We start from the raw sequence: 16,186 nt of genomic DNA, 5'->3' as shown, positions 1-16,186 counted from the left end.
TTATTGATTTAATATTTTAGCGAGATTTTTCGCACTTCCAAATTTTAAATATTCTTTTAGAAAATGTACTTTATCAAAAAATGCCTTATAATCATATTTATTATAAGCTTCATAAAGGTTTAAAACATTGACTTCATCTTGTAAAAATTCAGGATTTAAAGCTTCTTTTCCAGCAAAATCACAAAAAATATTTGCAAGCCCAATGTGTTTTAATTTTACAAAAAGTCTTGCGATAAATATATCAATAGTCTTTGCTTTATAAGCAAGCACAAAAGGAGTTCCTACCAAAGCTGCTTCTAGGGTAGCAGTTCCACTACAAATAAAAGCAAAATCAGCTTTTTTAAGCACTTGGGGTGTATTGCTTTGTATTTTAAAATCCTTTACATCGCCATAAATTTCTAATCTTTCGAGATTAAAAGGTGGCACACAAAGGATTTTTTCTCCTTCAAATTTGCGTGATAATTCTCTAAAAACAGGCATTAAACGCTTGATTTCACTGCGTCTTGAGCCTGGTAAAAACGCTATAGTCTTTTCACTTTCGTTTTTGCTAAGTAAAATTTTAATATCGTTTTCATTTTTAAAATCTTTAATTTCATCCAAAAGAGGATGTCCTACATATATGCTTTTACTAAAAAATTGCTCATCAAAAGGCAAGATAGAGGCTAAAACATCAAAATGGCTTTCTATAATAGGAATGCGCCCTTTTTTCCAAGCCCAAACTTGAGGCAAGATATAATAAATTCTTTTTGTTTTTGAATTTGCTTTTTTTAAAGCTTTAGCAAAAGGGATATTAAAAGCGGGAGAGTCAATACATAAAACCGCGTCTATTGTTTGATTTAAAGTCAAATTTACCAATTCTTTAATTGCTTTTTTTGCTTTAAAAATCAAAGGTAAAATTTCTACAAAACCCATGGCACTAAATTCATGCGAGCTATAAAGTGGCGTAGAATTTAGGGCAAATTCTTTGCATAAATTTTCATCATAAATTCCATCAAGTTTAAATTCGCCAAATTCTTCTTTATAAGCTTTTAAAACTTCTTTTAAATGTAGGTTTGCCGAAGGTTCTAAGGCGCATACTAAAAGATTTTTCATTTTCACTCTCTATACAATTTTTAAAGTAAAATAATATCTAAATTTTTCTTAGCATTTGTTAGTTTTTATTGTTTTAAGTTTAATAATAATTAATAAAAATTATTATTAAATAAAATTTATTTACTGATTTTTGCTATAATGCTTTTTATGGAATTTACATTAGAACAAATTTTAGTAGCGATGGCTTTGACCATCCTTGCCGGACTTTCAACCGCTATTGGTTCTGTGATAGCATTTTTTAGCAGAAATGACAATCTTAGAATTCTTTCTTTTGGCCTTGGTTTTTCTGCTGGAGTGATGATATATATCTCTTTTATGGAAATTTTACCCTCTGCTTTTACAGATTTTAAAAAATACTATAATTCAAACTATGGAGAACTTTTAGCACTTTTGTGTTTTTTCGGTGGAATTTTTTTATCAGCCATCATCGATAAATTTATCCCAGAAGATGTCAACCCTCACGATCCTAAAGAAGATCTAAGTGAGCTTAAAATTTGCCCCTTGCCTCAAAAAAATGAAAAAGCACCCGCTTTTCATGCAGGTGAACCTTTAAAAAAGATCAATGTAAAGGCATTGAAAAGAACAGGGATATTTACTGCACTTGCCATAGCGATACATAATTTTCCTGAGGGTTTTGCGACTTTTATCTCAAGCCTTGATAATCTTAGCTTTGGTGTGGCTATCGCTGTGGCTGTAGCTATACACAATATCCCTGAAGGAATGGCAGTTTCTTTACCGATTTATCATGCTACAAAGGATAAGAAAAAAGCCTTTATTTACTCTGCACTTTCGGGTGTAGCCGAGCCTATGGGAGCGATTGTGGGAGCGTTTTTGATCTTGCCTATCATGAATGAGCTTACTTTAGCCATCACCTTTGCTGTAGTGGCTGGGATCATGGTGTTTATCTCTTTTGATGAGTTATTGCCTGCGGCAAAGACTTATGATAAAGCCCACGATAGCCTTTATGGACTTGTTTTAGGAATGGCGGTAATGGCGGTGAGTTTGATTTTGTTAAATCCTTGAGTTAAATCAAGTTATAAACTAAGCCATGAAAGCTTGGTTTTGTTAGAAAAGTGTTAGTAAATTGCGCTTGCTTCGATTATAGCAGGGGAAGAAAAAGAAAAGTTTGCTTAATACAGTTACGATAGAACGATCCAAAAGGCATTCTCCTAAACCAAAGCGATTTTCTATGGCGATACTAGAGTCAGGAAAAGTGCTCATGCATTGATTGCCACCATTGGTTAAAGATCTAATTTGTATAGAACCATTTGTCATTGGTATGATAGAAAAATAGTCTGCATTGTTCCATCTTGCAAATCTTGTTTGCAAGATTTGGTGCCAAAACTTTTTTCACTTAAAACAGCTAGGCATATATCATCGCCCCTAGGGCTTATAAACTGAACATAGCCAAAAGGCAAATCTTTTGCGTGCATATCCCTAGCTTTTAGCTCATCATTTGCTACAATCTCTTTTAAAAACCAATTTTGATCTTCTAACCTTTTTGAAGTTTTTCTAAAAGGACTTAAAGAAATTCCTGTTTCTAAAGATCTTATAGCAAACATAGGAGTAAAGTCTGCTAATTCATCCAAGCTAGGCTCTGCTTTCAAAAAGCTCAAAAGGGCAAAAAATAAAATAAAAAATTTTTTCATATTAAGCTCCTAAGGTCTTCTAAAATTTACAGGAAAATGATCTGAAGCCAAAAAGGTTCTTAATCCTGCTAAAGCTAAAATCGCAACTATCGGTGGTGGGTTGTATAAAGCTGCAGTGTTGGAATTTCCAGTGATAGCATAATCAATCGTTCTTCCACTTGTTTGCGTAGAAGAAGGCGGAACAACTACGCGAGTGCGCGCTCTTAAGTCAGGATCTAGCAAGGTTACTAAGGCGCCTGATTCTCTATTAAAATCGCCTAAAATCATCCAATTAATATCAGGTCTATTTCTAAAAAACATATCCACAGCAGCGACAATGGCTCCTGCGTCATTTCCCCCACTTGCTAGAGCGTGTATATTGAAAAAAGCATCATTGCCTATGCGTATGCCTATAATAGGTCTTGAAGCAACTGTTGGAGGGGGTAAAACAAAAACTTCATCCGCTTGCACTCTGCTAACGATAGCTAAATTCACACGATTTGCTCCTACATCCACTCTAGAATAATATATATAAACAGAGCTAGGTCTTGATGCAGAGCCTAAATTCCATATGTATTCATGTATAGGAATACCCACGCCCACGGGTTGTACCTGTCTAGGAGTCATCATAGCTGTACTAGGTAAAACCCCCGCTTCTTGAACAGCTAAAACATCCATAGGATTTGCACCGGTTATGAGTTGTCTTATACTAACATTCCATTTGCTTTCAGTTGCAGCTGATGAGCCTTGCAAATTCCAAGTTCCGGTGTTGTAATTTTCTAAAGCGGCAAATAATACATTAAAACTTAAAATCAAAAATACTATTTTTTTCATTATCTTCCTTTCATAGCGAAAAAATTAAATAGGAGCGCCTATATACCACTGTCTATCCAAATTCTTTTCTTTTTCTTTCAAACAATCGGTTAAATAAATATTATAAAAGCTCAAATTAAATTCTTCCATTACATTTGAAACAGGTGTTTGTATACATTGTTGGGTGGCAAAATTTTGAATTTGATAAGCTCCATTAGTCATCGGATAAAGTCTCCAAAACTGCGCAAAATTTGTTTGATCGCAAGGATAATGAACGATGCCATTTCTATAGGCGTTTAAGCAAGTAAATGTTTTTGCATTTTTAATCATTACTGTATTGTTTGGAAATTCAATAAGCTGCCAAGCTCTTGCATCTCCAAAAGGTCTACTAGCAAATAAACTATATCCCCATATCCAATTGCCAGGATTTAAAGCCCAGATTGTTAAAGATGCTCCATTGGGATTCATAATAGTGACAAAATCACTTACCATACCTGTGTTTTCGTATAAAGCATTTGAAGCAAATTCGTTTGGAGATTTTAGCCTTGGCAATGGACCTTTGACGGCATTATCTCCTTTAAAGGTATTAGGAGTGATTACAGGTGGGACAAGTGGTATGGCGGGAAATTTTTTACCTTCTACCAAGCTTGGTGTTTTTTGTTTGACAGGGGGTGTAGGTTTTGAACCAAGTTTTAAAGGATCGTTATCGTTAAATTTACCATAAGATCTTCCTAAAGGATTGATTTGTTGTTCTTTTGAAGAACAAGCTGAAAAAATGATTGTTACAATCAAAAACATTAGGCTTAATTTTATTTTTTGCATATATCCTCTTTTTTCTTAGCACCAAAATGACACAAGATAGAGCAAAGTATACAAGCACTAAGGAGCATGATAAGACCAGCATTCCAACTACCATAGTAATCCACAGCCCAGCCTATAGCTTTTGTTCCAAGTGAAGCGCCGACTACATAACTCATAAAGCCACGAAATCCTACACAAGATCCTACTGCAAAAGCAGGAACGACTTCCATAGTTTGCACACTTGCTAAAAATTGTGGTATATAGACTAAACACCCGCCATAGCTGCAAAGAAAATAACCATATAAAGATTATTTGAAGTAAAATATCCAATAATCATAAAGAAAATAATCACCATAGCACCTATAGCAGGAGGCATTCTATAGCCTTTAAAAATTTTATCTGAAATATATCCTGCAAGTAAAGTAGAAGGTATAGCAGCCTATTCAAAAAGCCAAAAGGCAATACCCATTTGTTCTTTATTAAAGCCTTTTGTTTCTAGCAAGTAAATAGGAAGCCAAGAAATAAGCCTAAAACGCACCATATAAACAAAAGTATCCATCCAAGCCACATACTAAGCATTTTTGTTTTTAAGTACATAATGATAAAAAATTTCAAAACTGCTTAAATTTGGAGTTTCTATAGCTTTGATTTCTTCTGTTTTAATCCCTCGCATTTCATTGATTTCAGTAATATCAACCAAACCTTCATTTTTAGGACTTCCTTTGACTGCATAAAGCACATAAAGGCTAATAAGCACAGCACAAAAAGCAGGAACATAAAAATGATTGATATGCTAATGTGTTTCATTAAAATCTGCCAAGCTTACGCCTAAAAATGCTGCTAAAGCAAATCCAGAAAGCGACACTATAGGAGCGATTATACCTCCTCCTAAATTGTGCGAGATATTCCAAATAGCTGTATAAATTCCCCGCTCTTTTTAGGATACCAGTTTGCAAGAGTGATAAAAGAAGGACCTACCCCCATACCTTGAAAAACCCCAAGCGCGATAACAAAACCTACATAAGCGTAAAAAGAATTTGAAAAACCAAGTAAAACATTTACAAGAGCACATAAAATAAGACCTAAAGCCATGTATTTTTAGGATCAGCTTTATCACTAAGTACGCTCATTGCGCCTTTGCTAATTCCATAGGCTATAAGCATGGAACCTGTGATTGTCCCGATATCTGACTTGCTAAGTTCGAGTTGATTTTGTATAAATGGAGTTGAAAGAGTGATATTGTTTCGTACAAGATAATATCCCATATATCCTATAAAAACTCCACTTAAACTCCAAGCTCTCATCTTGTAGTATCTGGGTAAAATTTCTTCTTTAGGAAATTTTATAGCTTTTACTTTTGGTTTAAAAAAATCAAACATGCATGCTCCGCCTCCCTTTTTTGTAATTTATTATGTAAATATATTAATAAATATTAAATAAAAATATAATTAAAAATAGTATTAAAATTAATATTTTAAAATCAAAATTTATATTACAAAAATATGCTACAATCCAAATTTTATCTTTTGCAAGGAAGAGCAATGAAAGAAATTCTTATTACCAATGATGATGGTTTTGAAAGTGAGGGACTTAAAAAACTCATTAAAATGTTAAAAAAAGAATTTAAAGCAAAAATTACCATAGTTGCGCCTGCTACTGAAAAATCAGCTTGTTCACATTCTATAACCCTTACAAAACCCTTGCGTTTTATCAAAGTAGGAAAAAGATTTTACAAGCTTGATGATGGAACCCCTGCAGATTGTGTTTATCTTGCTCTTCATGCGCTTTATAAAACGCGTTTGCCTGATCTTGTGATAAGTGGGATTAATAAAGGTGCAAATGTGGGTGAAGATATCACATATTCAGGTACTTGTGCGGGTGCTATGGAAGCAGTTTTACAAGGAATTCCAGCCATAGCTCTTTCGCAATTTTACAAAAAAAGTGAAAAAGAGCTTGATTTTAAAAATGCTTTAAAAATTACTAAAAAAATCGTTCAAAATATTTTTGATAAAGGCTTTCCTTTAGGAAAAAAAGAATTTTTAAACATTAATTTTCCAGCAAAATCCAATATAAAAGGCATTAAAATTTGTAAAGCAGGTAAGCGAGTGTATAATTTTGAAGCGCATTCAAATATCAATCCACGCGGAGTGGAGTATTATTGGCTAGCAGCAGCAAATTTGGATTTTGAAGATGAGAAAGATAGCGATATAGCTTTATTGAAAAAGGGTTATGTGACTATAACTCCTATAATGCTTGATTTAAGTGCTTATGACAAAATGAAAAAAGTTAAAAAATGGTTAAAGGCAAATGATGAATGATAGATTTACGCGTATAAAATGGCTAGTAAGCGAGGAAAACTTCAATAAAATTTCACAAACCAAGGTGCTCGTATGCGGACTTGGTGGAGTAGGTGGGATGTGTGTAGACGCACTTTATCGTAGCGGTTTTCAAAATCTTACTTTAATCGATGCGGATAAATTTGAAATCACCAATCAAAACCGCCAAATTCATAGTGAAAATTTGGGCGAAGAAAAAGCTAAGGTTTTTGCTAGAATTTACAATGCTAAGGGTATAGTAAGTAAAATAGATAATGAATTTTTAGCGAATTTTGATTTAAGTGAATTTGATTTAATCATCGATGCAATTGATGATATTCCTGCAAAAGTAGCGCTTGCAAATTTGATCGATTTTAAGCGTCAAATTTTTATCTCTTCTACGGGTGGGGCTAGAAAGCTTGATCCTACGCGTATAAAAACTACAAGTATATTTAAAACCCACGGAGATGCTTTAGCGAAAAAATTCCGTTATGAACTTAGAAAATCAGGCTTTAAAGGAAATTTTGATGTGGTATTTTCAGATGAGGAAGCGCATTGTAAAGATCTTGGATCTTTTATGGGTGTGACTGCATCTTTTGGTTTAGCCCTAGCCAGCTTGGCATTAAGAAAAGTTCTTGCTAAGAAAAACTGATATTAAAGATTTAAATGCTTGTTTGTCGCTTTTTGAGCAAAGCGTAAAAACACTTTGTGCTAAGGATTATACAAAAGATCAAATTTGTGCTTGGATTAAAATTGATAGACAACAATGGGAAGAAAAATTTAAATATGATGAGATCTTTGTCTATGAAAAAAGAGGAAAAATCGCAAGTTTTATAAGTGTTAAACAAGAGCAGAAATTGCTTGATTTGCTTTTTACTCATCCTGATTTTGTTAGACAAGGTTTAGCACAAAATTTACTTGATTTTATTTTAAAAACTTATTTGCATAATGAAATTTACACTTTCGCATCCTTAAGTGCTAAAGATTTTTTCTTAAAAAATGGTTTTGAACTTATAAGGGAAAACAAGGTTATCAAAGAGGGATAAAATTTAAAAAAATTTTTAATGAAAAAAGATGTGGTTTATAAAAACTAGAAGTTAAGATAAGCAAAAATAATGGATTAAAAGATATAAAAATCATTTTTTACTTATCTTAGATAAATGAATTTATCTAAGATAGAAAAAATTACAAAAATAGCTAGATGTTAGAAAATAGCTCCGTGTTTTTCATAATTTGTTATTTTTGTAGCAGTGTTATTTTCATCCACAAAAACAACTTTTGGTTTAAATGTTTTTACTTCTTCTTCATTAAAATCAGCATAAGACATGATGATCACCTTATCTCCCACTTCTGCAAGACGAGCCGCAGCACCATTTAAGCATACAACTCCTTCTTCTTGCGTGGCTATGGTATAGGTTTCAAATCTAGCGCCATTATTGACATTGACTACTTGGACTTTTTCGTATTCTAAAATTCCACTCGCTTGCAATAATTTTTCATCTATACTTATACTTCCTACATAATCAAGCCTAGCTTCTGTTACGCTTGCGCGATGTATTTTTGATTTGAGTAAAGTGATATTCATTTTAATCCTTGTACTAAAAAATTATCAATGAGTCTTGTTTTTCCAACAAAAGCAGCCACCGCTCCTAAAACATTATCAGTGATATTTTCGATATTTTCCATGGTGTTAAAATCGACTAATTCTATATAATCGATTTTGATTAGTTTTTCTTTTTCTAAAATATCTTTCATAGCTTGGATGATCTTAGAAGTATTTTTTTCTCCCTCTCGGACTAATTTTTCAGCCAAAAAAATGCTTTGAGATATAGCTAGTGACGCTTTTCTTTCTTCTTTGCTAAGATATACATTTCTAGAGCTTTTAGCTAAGCCATCTTCTTCTCTAATGATAGGACAAATTTGAATTTTTAAATCAAAATTTAAATCATCAACCATATGCCTAACGACTACGCATTGCTGCGCGTCTTTTTGCCCCATATAGACTATATCAGGGTTTAGGATATTAAAAAATTTAGTTAAAACCGTGCAAACGCCTCTAAAATGCCCCGGTCTTTTAGCCCCACAAAGTTTATCAGTGATCGTATTCATATCTACATAGGTGCTAAAATTCTTAAGATACATTTGAGTTGCATCGGGGATAAAAACCATATCAACGCCATTATCTTGACACATTTTAATGTCGCGTTCTAAATCTCTTGGATAACTAGAAAAATCTTCATTAGGCCCAAATTGCATAGGATTTACAAAGATACTTACTATAACCTTATCTTGTGTTTTGGCATGTTTGACTAAACTTAAATGTCCATCGTGTAAAAAACCCATGGTTGGAACATAGCCTATACTAAGTTGATGTGATTTCCAATCTTTTACAATTTGTTTTGCTTCTTTGACAGAAGTAATGACTTGCATATTTGTATCCTTAGTATAATTTATCTAATAATTCATCATCTAAATAATCAAAGCTGTGCTCTTGGGAAGGAAAAATACCGCTTTTAACTTCATCTCTATATTTTTCAACTCCTACTTGAGGATCAATTTTATCAAAATGCTTTACAAATTTTGCTTTAAAATCTTTATTTAAACCCAAAAGATCGTGATAAACTAAAACTTGTCCATCGCAGTATTTGCCTGAACCTATGCCGATTGTTGGAATTTCTAAAATAGAGCTTATTTTTTGTGCTAGTTTTACAGGCACACATTCTAAAACCAACATACAAGCACCCGCATCTTGCACAGCTTTTGCATCATCTATAATTTTTTGGGCCGATTGTAAATCTTTACCTTGAACCCTATAGCCACCTAGCATATTTACAGCTTGTGGGGTTAAACCTAGGTGAGCAACGACGGGTATTCCTGATTGGGAAATCAATTTAATCTTGCTTGCGATTTCTATACCCCCTTCCACTTTTACCCCATTTGCGTGGCTTTCTTTGATAAATCTTGAGGCATTTAAGATAGCGTCACGATCCGAGCTTTGATAAGACATGAAAGGCATATCCGCAAGTACGAAAGACTTTTTAGCTCCGCGAGAAACAGCTTTGGTAAAGATCAACATTTCATCCATAGTAACACTTAAAGTATCTTGCATACCAAGTACCGTCATGGCTAATGAATCTCCAACCAATATAATATCTATATCGCTATTGTCTAAAATTCTTGCACTATGATAATCATACGCACTTACCATGGTTATTTTTTCATTTTTGGCCTTTTTTTCCAAAAAACTAATCATACTTTTTCTCATTTTGCATACCTCAATTTTTAGCTATAAAATAATAAGCAAAAAACTAGCATATAATTTTTCATAAATAGTAAATGAATGATAAAGTAAGTTATATTTAATCGATGGATTGCTTTAATGGTTGCAATTTTAGAAAATTTCAGTTCATTTTAAAGGATATTTAAATAAAATAAAGCTTTAAAAAGTATTTTGTTTAAAATTATTTAAATAGAAAGATATTTTATGAAAAAAATAACTTTATTTTTACTTTTCTTAAATTTAGTGTTTGGGCAAGATAAGATATTAAATAATTGGTTTAAAGAGTATAATACAAGCGGCACTTTTGTTTTTTATGATGGAAAAACTTGGGCGAGTAACGACTTTTCAAGGGCTATGGAGACTTTCTCTCCCGCTTCCACTTTTAAAATTTTTAATGCTCTAATTGCACTTGATAGTGGTGTGATAAAAACTAAAAAAGAAATTTTTTATCACTATAGAGGTGAAAAAGTATTTTTATCTTCTTGGGCGCAAGATATGAATTTAAGTTCAGCTATAAAATATTCTAATGTTCTTGCTTTTAAAGAAGTGGCAAGAAGAATTGGTATCAAAACTATGCAAGAATATTTAAACAAGCTTCATTATGGTAATGCTAAAATTTCCAAGATCGATACTTTTTGGCTTGACAACTCACTAAAAATAAGCGCTAAAGAACAAGCAATTTTGCTTTTTAGACTTTCACAAAATAGCTTACCTTTTTCTCAAGAAGCAATGAATAGTGTTAAGGAAATGATTTATTTAAAAAATATGGAAAATTTAGAGCTTTTTGGAAAAACAGGTTTTAATGATGAGCAAAAAATTGCTTGGATTGTAGGTTTTGTGTATTTAAAAGATGAAAATAAATATAAGGCTTTCGCGCTAAATTTAGATATTGATAAATTTGAAGATTTATATAAAAGAGAAAAAATTTTAGAAAAATATTTAGATGAACTTGTAAAAAAAGTTAAAAATGATGGCTAGTGAGTATTTCGTAAAATGCAAAAATACTTAATTGTATGATTTGCGTACACTTAAAGTACTCATTAAAAAATTAAATTTTTGCTCTTATTTATCAAGTTTTCCTACGATGATAGGGTTAAAGGCTTTTATGGATAGCAAAAGCGTATCGCCGATTTTTACATCTTTATAAGATTTTAAAAATTCCTCTTCGCTAAGTGTGATTTTAACGATATCTTGATTTAAAAGCAAAGTAAAAATAACTAAAATATCACTTTTTTTCATCTCAAGCAAAGTCGCGCTCAAGCGCAATTTCGCACTTAAATTTGATGAGGTAAAAAATTCATTTGTTCTTGCATCTTTGATGATTTTTCCATCACTAAGCTCTAAAATTCTATGGCTCAATTTGTAAATTTCAGCCAAATCGTGACTTACTAATAAAGTCGTGATTTTAAAATGTTGTAAAATTTTCACAAGCTCATCTTGTAAAAAAGATCGCATTTTAAAGTCCAATGCACTCAAAGGCTCATCTAAAAGTAAAATTTGTGGCTCTCTTGCTAAAGCCCTTGCTAAAGCCACTCTTTGTGCTTGTCCGCCACTTAAATTTTTGGGATAAATTTTGGCTAAATTTTCCAAATTCATTAAGCTTAAAAGCTCTTCTACTTTTTGTTTTGAAGTCGCAGCGTAAGAAATGTTTTCTTTTACGCTCATATTTGGAAAAAGAGCATAATCTTGAAAAACAAAGCCGATTTTTCTTTTTTGTATGGCTAAATTGATATTTTTTTGGGTATCAAGCCAAAGCTCATCTCCTACTTCTATGCGCCCAAATTCAGGTTTTATAAGTCCTGCAATGATTTTAAGTAGAGTCGTTTTTCCCGCACCGCTTTCTCCAAAAATAGCAGTGATTTCATTTGCTTTTAGGCAAGTGTTTAATTCTAGTTGCTTCTTGCCTTTTGCTGTGTTAATGGGAAGTTTTATATCGATTTTTATCATAAAAGTGGCCTATAGAGCGATTTTTTTATTTACAAAATAAAGACTTAAGAGTATGGTAAAAGAAATCGCAAATAAAGTAAAAGCGTATTGATGTGCTAAAGTATAGTTTAAAACTTCAAGCTCATCATAAATAGCAATACTTGCGACCAAAGTTTCACCTTTTTTGTGTCCACCTATCATCATCACCACTCCAAATTCACCAATGGTGTGTGCAAAACTCATCGCGCAAGCACTAAAAATCCCTACTTTAGAATTGGGTAAAATCACTCTAAAAAGTGTATAAATTTTACCCTTTCCTAGAGCATAAGAAGCATCAAGTAGGTTTTGATTGATTGATGAAAAAGCACTTTGTAAAGGATTTACCATAAAGGGCAGAGAAAAAATCAAAGAAGCAAATACTAAACCTTCAAAGCTAAAAACCAAAGAAAGGTTAAAATATTCTTTTAAAAATTGTCCTAAAAAGCTGTTTTGTGAAAAGCTTATGAGTAGATAAAAGCCCAAAACACTTGGAGGTAAAACCAAAGGCAAGGCTACAAAGGTTTGTACCAAACTTTTAAAAGGAAATTTCACAAAGCTTAAAAGATAGGCTAAAAATACTCCGATGAAAAAGAGCATAAAGGTGGTGATAAATGCAAGTTTAAAGGTAAGATAAAGGGTTTGTAAAAAATCATTATCCATAAACAGCCTTTAAAATGATATCATTTTCCTTGACAAAGCAAAGCCATTCTTGTCCTTCTTCAAGTTTGAGCTCTAAGGCTTTTTCTTTGGTGATAATGCTAGAAATTTCATCACCCTCAAAATCAAAAAAGATATGATATAGAATTTTGCCCTTTTTAATACTTTTAATCCTTGCTAGAAATGAATTTTCCACACTTAAAATAGAATGAGGCAAGGCAAAGCCAAGTTCGTGTTCTTTAAAAAGTACTTGAATTTTTGTACCTATTTTAAGATCTTGCAAAGAATGAAGATCAAGCATTAAAACTTTAAAAATATGCTCTTTAATACTGATCTTAACGATGACAATCTCACCCTCATTTAAAAGCTCTATAATCTTGCCATTTAAGATATTCAAGGTGTGTCAAATCCGTATTTTTTAAAGATTTCTTTTGCTTTTTGTGAGCTGATAAAATCGCTAAATTCAAAGGCTAATTTTTTATCTTTAGCGTATCTTGTGATGACATAGCTTTGTTTTAAAGGGGTGAAGTATTTTTGATCGATTAAAATAGCTTTGCCCTTAGGATGATTGATAGAAGATACTAAAGAATAAGCCACAATACCCAAATCCGCATTATTGCTATCGACATGTAAAACGGGCACGGAGATATTTTCACCTAAAACAATTTTATCTTCAAAGAGTTTGTCTAATTTTAAATTTTCAAGTACTTCTTTAGCAGCCACTCCATAAGGAGCAACTTTTGGATTTGCAAGGCTTAGGTGATGAATTTTATTTGCTTTATCTTTTAGCTTTTCTATCCCACCTTCAAGTAAGCTTTCATCTAAGCTATATAAGGCTAAGATACCTAAAACATAAACTTTTGGTTTATCTAAAGCGTTTTGATCCTCATAAATTGCTTGCGCGTATTTTGTATCGGCTGAAAAAAATAGATCAAATTCTCTCCCTTGTTTCAAAAGTTGATAATACTTTCCCGAAGCACCAAAAACAAGATCTATATTGTCATTAGGGTGTGATTTTAAAAATTCATTTTTGACTTCTTCCATAGCTTTTGAAGCTGAAGAAGCTACGAAAACACTTAAATTTTGTGCATTTAAATTTAAAGATAAAAACAACACTATAAAAATTAACACAAGCTTTTTCACTGCACTTTCCTTTGTAGATAATCTTGATTTTTTGTATTATAACATAAGAAATTTTATTTTGTATCTTTTTTGCATAAAATAAAAATAGGATGATAAGTGAGTTTATTTTGGAATTTTTCTTCAAATTCTTTTAAGAATTGCTTGTTTAAGCGATAAAATCCCAAAGAATTTACCCCGCTTAATTTCAAATGCTTAAAAACCTCTAAAGCGTTTTGAAATTCCAAATTTACAATTTCTTCAGTGATTTTAATATCAGAAAAATAGGGTTTAAAAATTTGTTCAAGTTCTTTTGTGCTAAAATATTTTAAACCCAAGCCTGTGCTTTGTTTGATCTCTTTTAAATTCATTTTTCCAAAAGTAGAAAGAAGTAAAATTCCTTTTTCATTTAACATATTTGCTAGTGTGGGCAAAACCTGCTTTAAATCAAGCCATTGCAAACTCGCATTAGAAGTGATAAGATCAAATTTTTGCTTGCTTAAAATCTGTGTAGCTAGGGTATTCATATCAAAAATTTCTACATTAAGATTGTCAGGATAATCCAAAATATCATTTTTTAGATATTCATCAAAAGTGATAATTTTTGAAAGTTTGTCGCTAAATTCGCCCCTACCACAACCAAATTCAAACACTTTTTTAAAATGCGAAATTTCTAAATTTTTTAAAATTTCACAAAGTTTTAAACCCATTAAATCTTGCACTTTTGCGTGTTTTTGATAATCTTTTGCTTTTAAAAAATTCAAATTTCATCCCAAGTTTTAAAATGAAAAAAAGCAAAATGTGGCTCATTTAGGAAAATAAGCTTTGAAAAAGTGTTTTTTAAAGCATTTTGAGGAAAAATTTCATCATTATTGCTTGAGTAAATTTTGTCCCAAATAAAGTTTTCATTACACTCTTTTGAGGCAAATTCGAAAAGTTTTTCAAGCTCGGTTTTTAAATCTTTTTCATCTTTAAAAATAAAGTTTTTTGCTTCATTTTTGCGCTCTTTAAATAAAGATTTTTTAAAAGCCGTGAGATCAAATTTTTTAATTTGCTTAGCAAAAATTGCAGGATGAATTCCTTTTAATTTATCTATGCCAAAAGGAGTGCCATTGATAGCTATTTTTTGCGAAAACTCTATATCTTTTAAAACTCTACTTGCTACGCAAACTCCCATAGAAAAAGCTATGAGAGTGATTTTAGAAAAAGAGTTTAAATCAAATTTAAAGTCTAAATTTTCATAATCATAAACCAAAACTACATTTTTATCGCTTTTTAAATGTGCAAAATGGCTAGGATGTGAAGCAAAACCGCCAAATACCAAGATAAGTTCTTGTGAGTTTTCATTTTGAATTAAATTGCTTATTTTCATAAAAGTTCTATCACTTTCTTTAAATCTTCTTTACTAAGTCCTGCATGCAAAGAAAAACGAATTCTAGCTGTATTTTTAGGCACCGTAGGTTCTTTTATAGCGGGTGCAAAAATGCCATTTGTTTCAAGTTTTTTTGCTAATTCTATAGTCTTTTGATTTTCTCCCAAAACCAAGGAGATGATGTAAGCATCGCCTAAAATTTGATGATTTTTTTCTATGAGTTGATTTTTAAAAAAGTTGCCTATGATTTGTAATTTTTCTCTTTTTTCTTTTAGCTCGCTCATTTTTTCAAAAATAAATTTTGTCCAAGCTATATTGATAGGAGGCAGCGCTGTAGAATAAATAAAAGCTCTAGCTTTGTTGATAAAAAAGCTTTTATAAAGATTATTACAAATTATGCAAGCACCCATAGAAGCAAGAGCCTTGCCAAAGGTAAAAACTATAAAATCAACCTTTTCTTCCAAATTTAAAGCTTTAACAAGTCCCAAGCCCTCCTCATCAAAGCAACCCACGCTGTGCGCTTCATCGATATAAAGTTTGATTTTAGGGTATTTTTCTTTAAAGGCGATGAGTGTATTAAAATCAGAAAAATCACCATCCATGCTAAATAATGCTTCGCTTAAAATGATGATATTTTCATAATGATCATAATGTTTTTGAATTAAATTTTCTAAATGATTCATATCGTTATGATGAAAGCGAAAAAATTTTGCTCCGCCAAGTTTTAGTCCATCAATCATACTTGCATGGATGAATTTATCTGCTAAAAAAAGTGTATTTGGAATGCTCACAAGTGCAGCTATACAAGAGATATTAAGATGATAACCGCTGTTAAAATGTAAGATTTCTTTTTCTTTAAATTTGGATTTTAAAAAGCTTTCTAATTCCTCATAAATTGTAAAATTTCCACTCAAGCTCCTTGAACTTGAGCTTGAAAAAAATAAGTCTTGTTCTTTGACATTATCTAAAAATTCATCTTTTAAAGATTTGCAAGAGCTTAAATTTAAATAATCATTCCCCGCTAAATTTAAAAGCTTTTTACCCTCTTTAAAAACAAAATTTCCTTCATGTTTGAGGCTTGTAAGTTTTCTAAGATTGTGATTTTTTTCAAGGGCTTCTAAGATATTTTCAAGGCTCATTTTTT

At 31.7% G+C, this 16,186-nt stretch carries 22 protein-coding genes and 1 pseudogene; 5 read left to right on the top strand and 18 right to left on the bottom strand.

Annotation, left to right across the window (positions count from 1 at the left end; genetic code table 11):
- On the bottom strand, positions 1 to 1,092 hold the full coding sequence (lpxB, locus tag KAR67_RS04380; RefSeq protein ID WP_002778080.1) for a lipid-A-disaccharide synthase: 1,092 nt from the start codon (positions 1,090 to 1,092) through the stop codon (positions 1 to 3).
- Between the two features lie 147 nt (positions 1,093 to 1,239).
- Between lpxB and zupT the strand changes: the two genes are divergently transcribed.
- Positions 1,240 to 2,115 (top strand): zinc transporter ZupT, encoded by an 876-nt coding sequence (gene zupT / locus KAR67_RS04375; RefSeq protein ID WP_002783252.1) that lies wholly within the window; start codon positions 1,240 to 1,242, stop codon positions 2,113 to 2,115.
- Between the two features lie 53 nt (positions 2,116 to 2,168).
- Here zupT and cdtC read toward each other — a convergent pair.
- From cdtC to KAR67_RS04340, 7 genes and pseudogenes are all read right to left on the bottom strand, one after another.
- Positions 2,169 to 2,741: pseudogene (cdtC, locus tag KAR67_RS04370) on the bottom strand (cytolethal distending toxin subunit Cc-CdtC).
- A 9-nt stretch (positions 2,742 to 2,750) separates the two neighbouring features.
- Complete coding sequence (gene cdtB, locus KAR67_RS04365; protein ID WP_057032186.1) at positions 2,751 to 3,554, bottom strand: cytolethal distending toxin nuclease subunit Cc-CdtB; 804 nt, start codon at positions 3,552 to 3,554, stop codon at positions 2,751 to 2,753.
- Between the two features lie 24 nt (positions 3,555 to 3,578).
- Positions 3,579 to 4,355, bottom strand: coding sequence for a cytolethal distending toxin subunit Cc-CdtA (gene cdtA, locus KAR67_RS04360; protein ID WP_002783241.1), 777 nt, complete (start codon positions 4,353 to 4,355; stop codon positions 3,579 to 3,581).
- Positions 4,343 to 4,564, bottom strand: a complete 222-nt coding sequence (locus KAR67_RS04355; protein WP_131235566.1) for a hypothetical protein — start codon at positions 4,562 to 4,564, stop codon at positions 4,343 to 4,345. The genes cdtA and KAR67_RS04355 overlap by 13 nt, the downstream gene beginning before the upstream one ends.
- Positions 4,565 to 4,905: 341 nt before the next feature.
- Positions 4,906 to 5,073, bottom strand: coding sequence for a phosphoglycerate transporter (locus KAR67_RS04350; RefSeq protein WP_100219628.1), 168 nt, complete (start codon positions 5,071 to 5,073; stop codon positions 4,906 to 4,908).
- 149 nt (positions 5,074 to 5,222) lie between these two features.
- A complete protein-coding gene (locus KAR67_RS04345; RefSeq protein ID WP_002788016.1) occupies positions 5,223 to 5,426 on the bottom strand; it encodes a hypothetical protein in 204 nt (67 codons plus the stop codon).
- Complete coding sequence (locus KAR67_RS04340; protein ID WP_170876382.1) at positions 5,417 to 5,713, bottom strand: MFS transporter; 297 nt, start codon at positions 5,711 to 5,713, stop codon at positions 5,417 to 5,419. Before KAR67_RS04340 ends, KAR67_RS04345 begins: the two co-directional genes overlap by 10 nt.
- Before the next feature lie 162 nt (positions 5,714 to 5,875).
- Between KAR67_RS04340 and surE the strand changes: the two genes are divergently transcribed.
- From surE to KAR67_RS04325, 3 genes are read left to right on the top strand one after another with little or no spacing between them, the layout of a single operon-like run.
- Positions 5,876 to 6,652, top strand: coding sequence for a 5'/3'-nucleotidase SurE (gene surE / locus KAR67_RS04335; protein ID WP_002788012.1), 777 nt, complete (start codon positions 5,876 to 5,878; stop codon positions 6,650 to 6,652).
- Complete coding sequence (locus KAR67_RS04330; RefSeq protein WP_072212055.1) at positions 6,642 to 7,301, top strand: ThiF family adenylyltransferase; 660 nt, start codon at positions 6,642 to 6,644, stop codon at positions 7,299 to 7,301. The genes surE and KAR67_RS04330 overlap by 11 nt, the downstream gene beginning before the upstream one ends.
- Positions 7,285 to 7,695: a GNAT family N-acetyltransferase gene (locus KAR67_RS04325; RefSeq protein WP_002788009.1), complete on the top strand. Its 411-nt coding sequence runs from the start codon at positions 7,285 to 7,287 to the stop codon at positions 7,693 to 7,695. Before KAR67_RS04330 ends, KAR67_RS04325 begins: the two co-directional genes overlap by 17 nt.
- Positions 7,696 to 7,853: 158 nt before the next feature.
- Here the strand turns inward: KAR67_RS04325 and panD are convergent, their stop codons facing one another.
- From panD to panB, 3 genes are read right to left on the bottom strand one after another with little or no spacing between them, the layout of a single operon-like run.
- Positions 7,854 to 8,234, bottom strand: coding sequence for an aspartate 1-decarboxylase (gene panD / locus KAR67_RS04320; protein ID WP_002778106.1), 381 nt, complete (start codon positions 8,232 to 8,234; stop codon positions 7,854 to 7,856).
- A complete protein-coding gene (gene panC / locus KAR67_RS04315; protein ID WP_002778123.1) occupies positions 8,231 to 9,079 on the bottom strand; it encodes a pantoate--beta-alanine ligase in 849 nt (282 codons plus the stop codon). Before panC ends, panD begins: the two co-directional genes overlap by 4 nt.
- 10 nt (positions 9,080 to 9,089) lie before the next feature.
- The gene (gene panB, locus KAR67_RS04310) at positions 9,090 to 9,914 is read right to left on the bottom strand and encodes a 3-methyl-2-oxobutanoate hydroxymethyltransferase (protein ID WP_002783229.1); all 825 of its coding nucleotides are present in this window, start codon (positions 9,912 to 9,914) and stop codon (positions 9,090 to 9,092) included.
- A 219-nt stretch (positions 9,915 to 10,133) separates the two neighbouring features.
- Here panB and KAR67_RS04305 point away from each other — a divergent pair, with 219 nt between their 5' ends.
- Positions 10,134 to 10,907, top strand: coding sequence for an OXA-61 family class D beta-lactamase OXA-193 (locus tag KAR67_RS04305; RefSeq protein ID WP_002783228.1), 774 nt, complete (start codon positions 10,134 to 10,136; stop codon positions 10,905 to 10,907).
- An 84-nt stretch (positions 10,908 to 10,991) separates the two neighbouring features.
- Here KAR67_RS04305 and KAR67_RS04300 read toward each other — a convergent pair whose 3' ends face one another.
- Genes KAR67_RS04300 through KAR67_RS04270 form a run of 7 tightly spaced genes read right to left on the bottom strand, consistent with a single transcriptional unit; the run spans position 10,992 to position 16,181 of the window.
- Positions 10,992 to 11,876, bottom strand: a complete 885-nt coding sequence (locus KAR67_RS04300) for a sulfate/molybdate ABC transporter ATP-binding protein (protein WP_170876381.1) — start codon at positions 11,874 to 11,876, stop codon at positions 10,992 to 10,994.
- A 9-nt stretch (positions 11,877 to 11,885) separates the two neighbouring features.
- Positions 11,886 to 12,554: a molybdate ABC transporter permease subunit gene (gene modB, locus KAR67_RS04295; RefSeq protein WP_057037935.1), complete on the bottom strand. Its 669-nt coding sequence runs from the start codon at positions 12,552 to 12,554 to the stop codon at positions 11,886 to 11,888.
- Positions 12,547 to 12,948, bottom strand: coding sequence for a TOBE domain-containing protein (locus KAR67_RS04290; RefSeq protein WP_139890751.1), 402 nt, complete (start codon positions 12,946 to 12,948; stop codon positions 12,547 to 12,549). Before KAR67_RS04290 ends, modB begins: the two co-directional genes overlap by 8 nt.
- Positions 12,945 to 13,694 carry a molybdate ABC transporter substrate-binding protein gene (gene modA / locus KAR67_RS04285; protein ID WP_002854529.1) on the bottom strand — a complete coding sequence of 250 codons (750 nt, stop codon included), beginning with the start codon at positions 13,692 to 13,694 and terminating at the stop codon, positions 12,945 to 12,947. Before modA ends, KAR67_RS04290 begins: the two co-directional genes overlap by 4 nt.
- Positions 13,695 to 13,747: 53 nt before the next feature.
- The gene (gene bioC, locus KAR67_RS04280; protein ID WP_002854349.1) at positions 13,748 to 14,434 is read right to left on the bottom strand and encodes a malonyl-ACP O-methyltransferase BioC; all 687 of its coding nucleotides are present in this window, start codon (positions 14,432 to 14,434) and stop codon (positions 13,748 to 13,750) included.
- Positions 14,431 to 15,042, bottom strand: coding sequence for a pimeloyl-ACP methyl esterase BioG family protein (locus KAR67_RS04275; protein WP_170876380.1), 612 nt, complete (start codon positions 15,040 to 15,042; stop codon positions 14,431 to 14,433). Before KAR67_RS04275 ends, bioC begins: the two co-directional genes overlap by 4 nt.
- A complete protein-coding gene (locus KAR67_RS04270) occupies positions 15,039 to 16,181 on the bottom strand; it encodes a pyridoxal phosphate-dependent aminotransferase family protein (protein WP_002908752.1) in 1,143 nt (380 codons plus the stop codon). The genes KAR67_RS04275 and KAR67_RS04270 overlap by 4 nt, the downstream gene beginning before the upstream one ends.
- Between the last annotated feature and the right edge of the window lie 5 nt (positions 16,182 to 16,186).

The sequence above is a fragment of the Campylobacter sp. JH32 genome (genome assembly GCF_017846535.1).
Taxonomy (GTDB): Bacteria; Campylobacterota; Campylobacteria; order Campylobacterales; family Campylobacteraceae; genus Campylobacter_D; species Campylobacter_D coli.
The sequence above is the reverse complement of the archived record's forward strand: the minus strand, read 5'-3'. Positions and strand labels throughout refer to the sequence as shown.

Excerpts from the sequence above, each read along its gene's own strand:
- lpxB (WP_002778080.1), bottom strand. The coding sequence starts at position 1,092 with ATGAAAAATCTTTTAGTATGCGCCTTAGAACCTTCGGCAAACCTACAT.
- cdtA (WP_002783241.1), bottom strand. The coding sequence starts at position 4,355 with ATGCAAAAAATAAAATTAAGCCTAATGTTTTTGATTGTAACAATCATT.
- panB (WP_002783229.1), bottom strand. The coding sequence starts at position 9,914 with ATGAGAAAAAGTATGATTAGTTTTTTGGAAAAAAAGGCCAAAAATGAA.
- surE (WP_002788012.1), top strand. The coding sequence starts at position 5,876 with ATGAAAGAAATTCTTATTACCAATGATGATGGTTTTGAAAGTGAGGGA.
- KAR67_RS04270 (WP_002908752.1), bottom strand. The coding sequence starts at position 16,181 with ATGAGCCTTGAAAATATCTTAGAAGCCCTTGAAAAAAATCACAATCTT.
- panD (WP_002778106.1), bottom strand. The coding sequence starts at position 8,234 with ATGAATATCACTTTACTCAAATCAAAAATACATCGCGCAAGCGTAACA.
- cdtB (WP_057032186.1), bottom strand. The coding sequence starts at position 3,554 with ATGAAAAAAATAGTATTTTTGATTTTAAGTTTTAATGTATTATTTGCC.
- KAR67_RS04300 (WP_170876381.1), bottom strand. The coding sequence starts at position 11,876 with ATGATAAAAATCGATATAAAACTTCCCATTAACACAGCAAAAGGCAAG.
- KAR67_RS04330 (WP_072212055.1), top strand. The coding sequence starts at position 6,642 with ATGATGAATGATAGATTTACGCGTATAAAATGGCTAGTAAGCGAGGAA.
- modB (WP_057037935.1), bottom strand. The coding sequence starts at position 12,554 with ATGGATAATGATTTTTTACAAACCCTTTATCTTACCTTTAAACTTGCA.
- KAR67_RS04345 (WP_002788016.1), bottom strand. The coding sequence starts at position 5,426 with ATGGCTTTAGGTCTTATTTTATGTGCTCTTGTAAATGTTTTACTTGGT.
- panC (WP_002778123.1), bottom strand. The coding sequence starts at position 9,079 with ATGCAAGTCATTACTTCTGTCAAAGAAGCAAAACAAATTGTAAAAGAT.
- KAR67_RS04355 (WP_131235566.1), bottom strand. The coding sequence starts at position 4,564 with ATGGAAGTCGTTCCTGCTTTTGCAGTAGGATCTTGTGTAGGATTTCGT.
- KAR67_RS04340 (WP_170876382.1), bottom strand. The coding sequence starts at position 5,713 with ATGTTTGATTTTTTTAAACCAAAAGTAAAAGCTATAAAATTTCCTAAA.
- KAR67_RS04305 (WP_002783228.1), top strand. The coding sequence starts at position 10,134 with ATGAAAAAAATAACTTTATTTTTACTTTTCTTAAATTTAGTGTTTGGG.
- zupT (WP_002783252.1), top strand. The coding sequence starts at position 1,240 with ATGGAATTTACATTAGAACAAATTTTAGTAGCGATGGCTTTGACCATC.
- KAR67_RS04275 (WP_170876380.1), bottom strand. The coding sequence starts at position 15,042 with ATGAAAATAAGCAATTTAATTCAAAATGAAAACTCACAAGAACTTATC.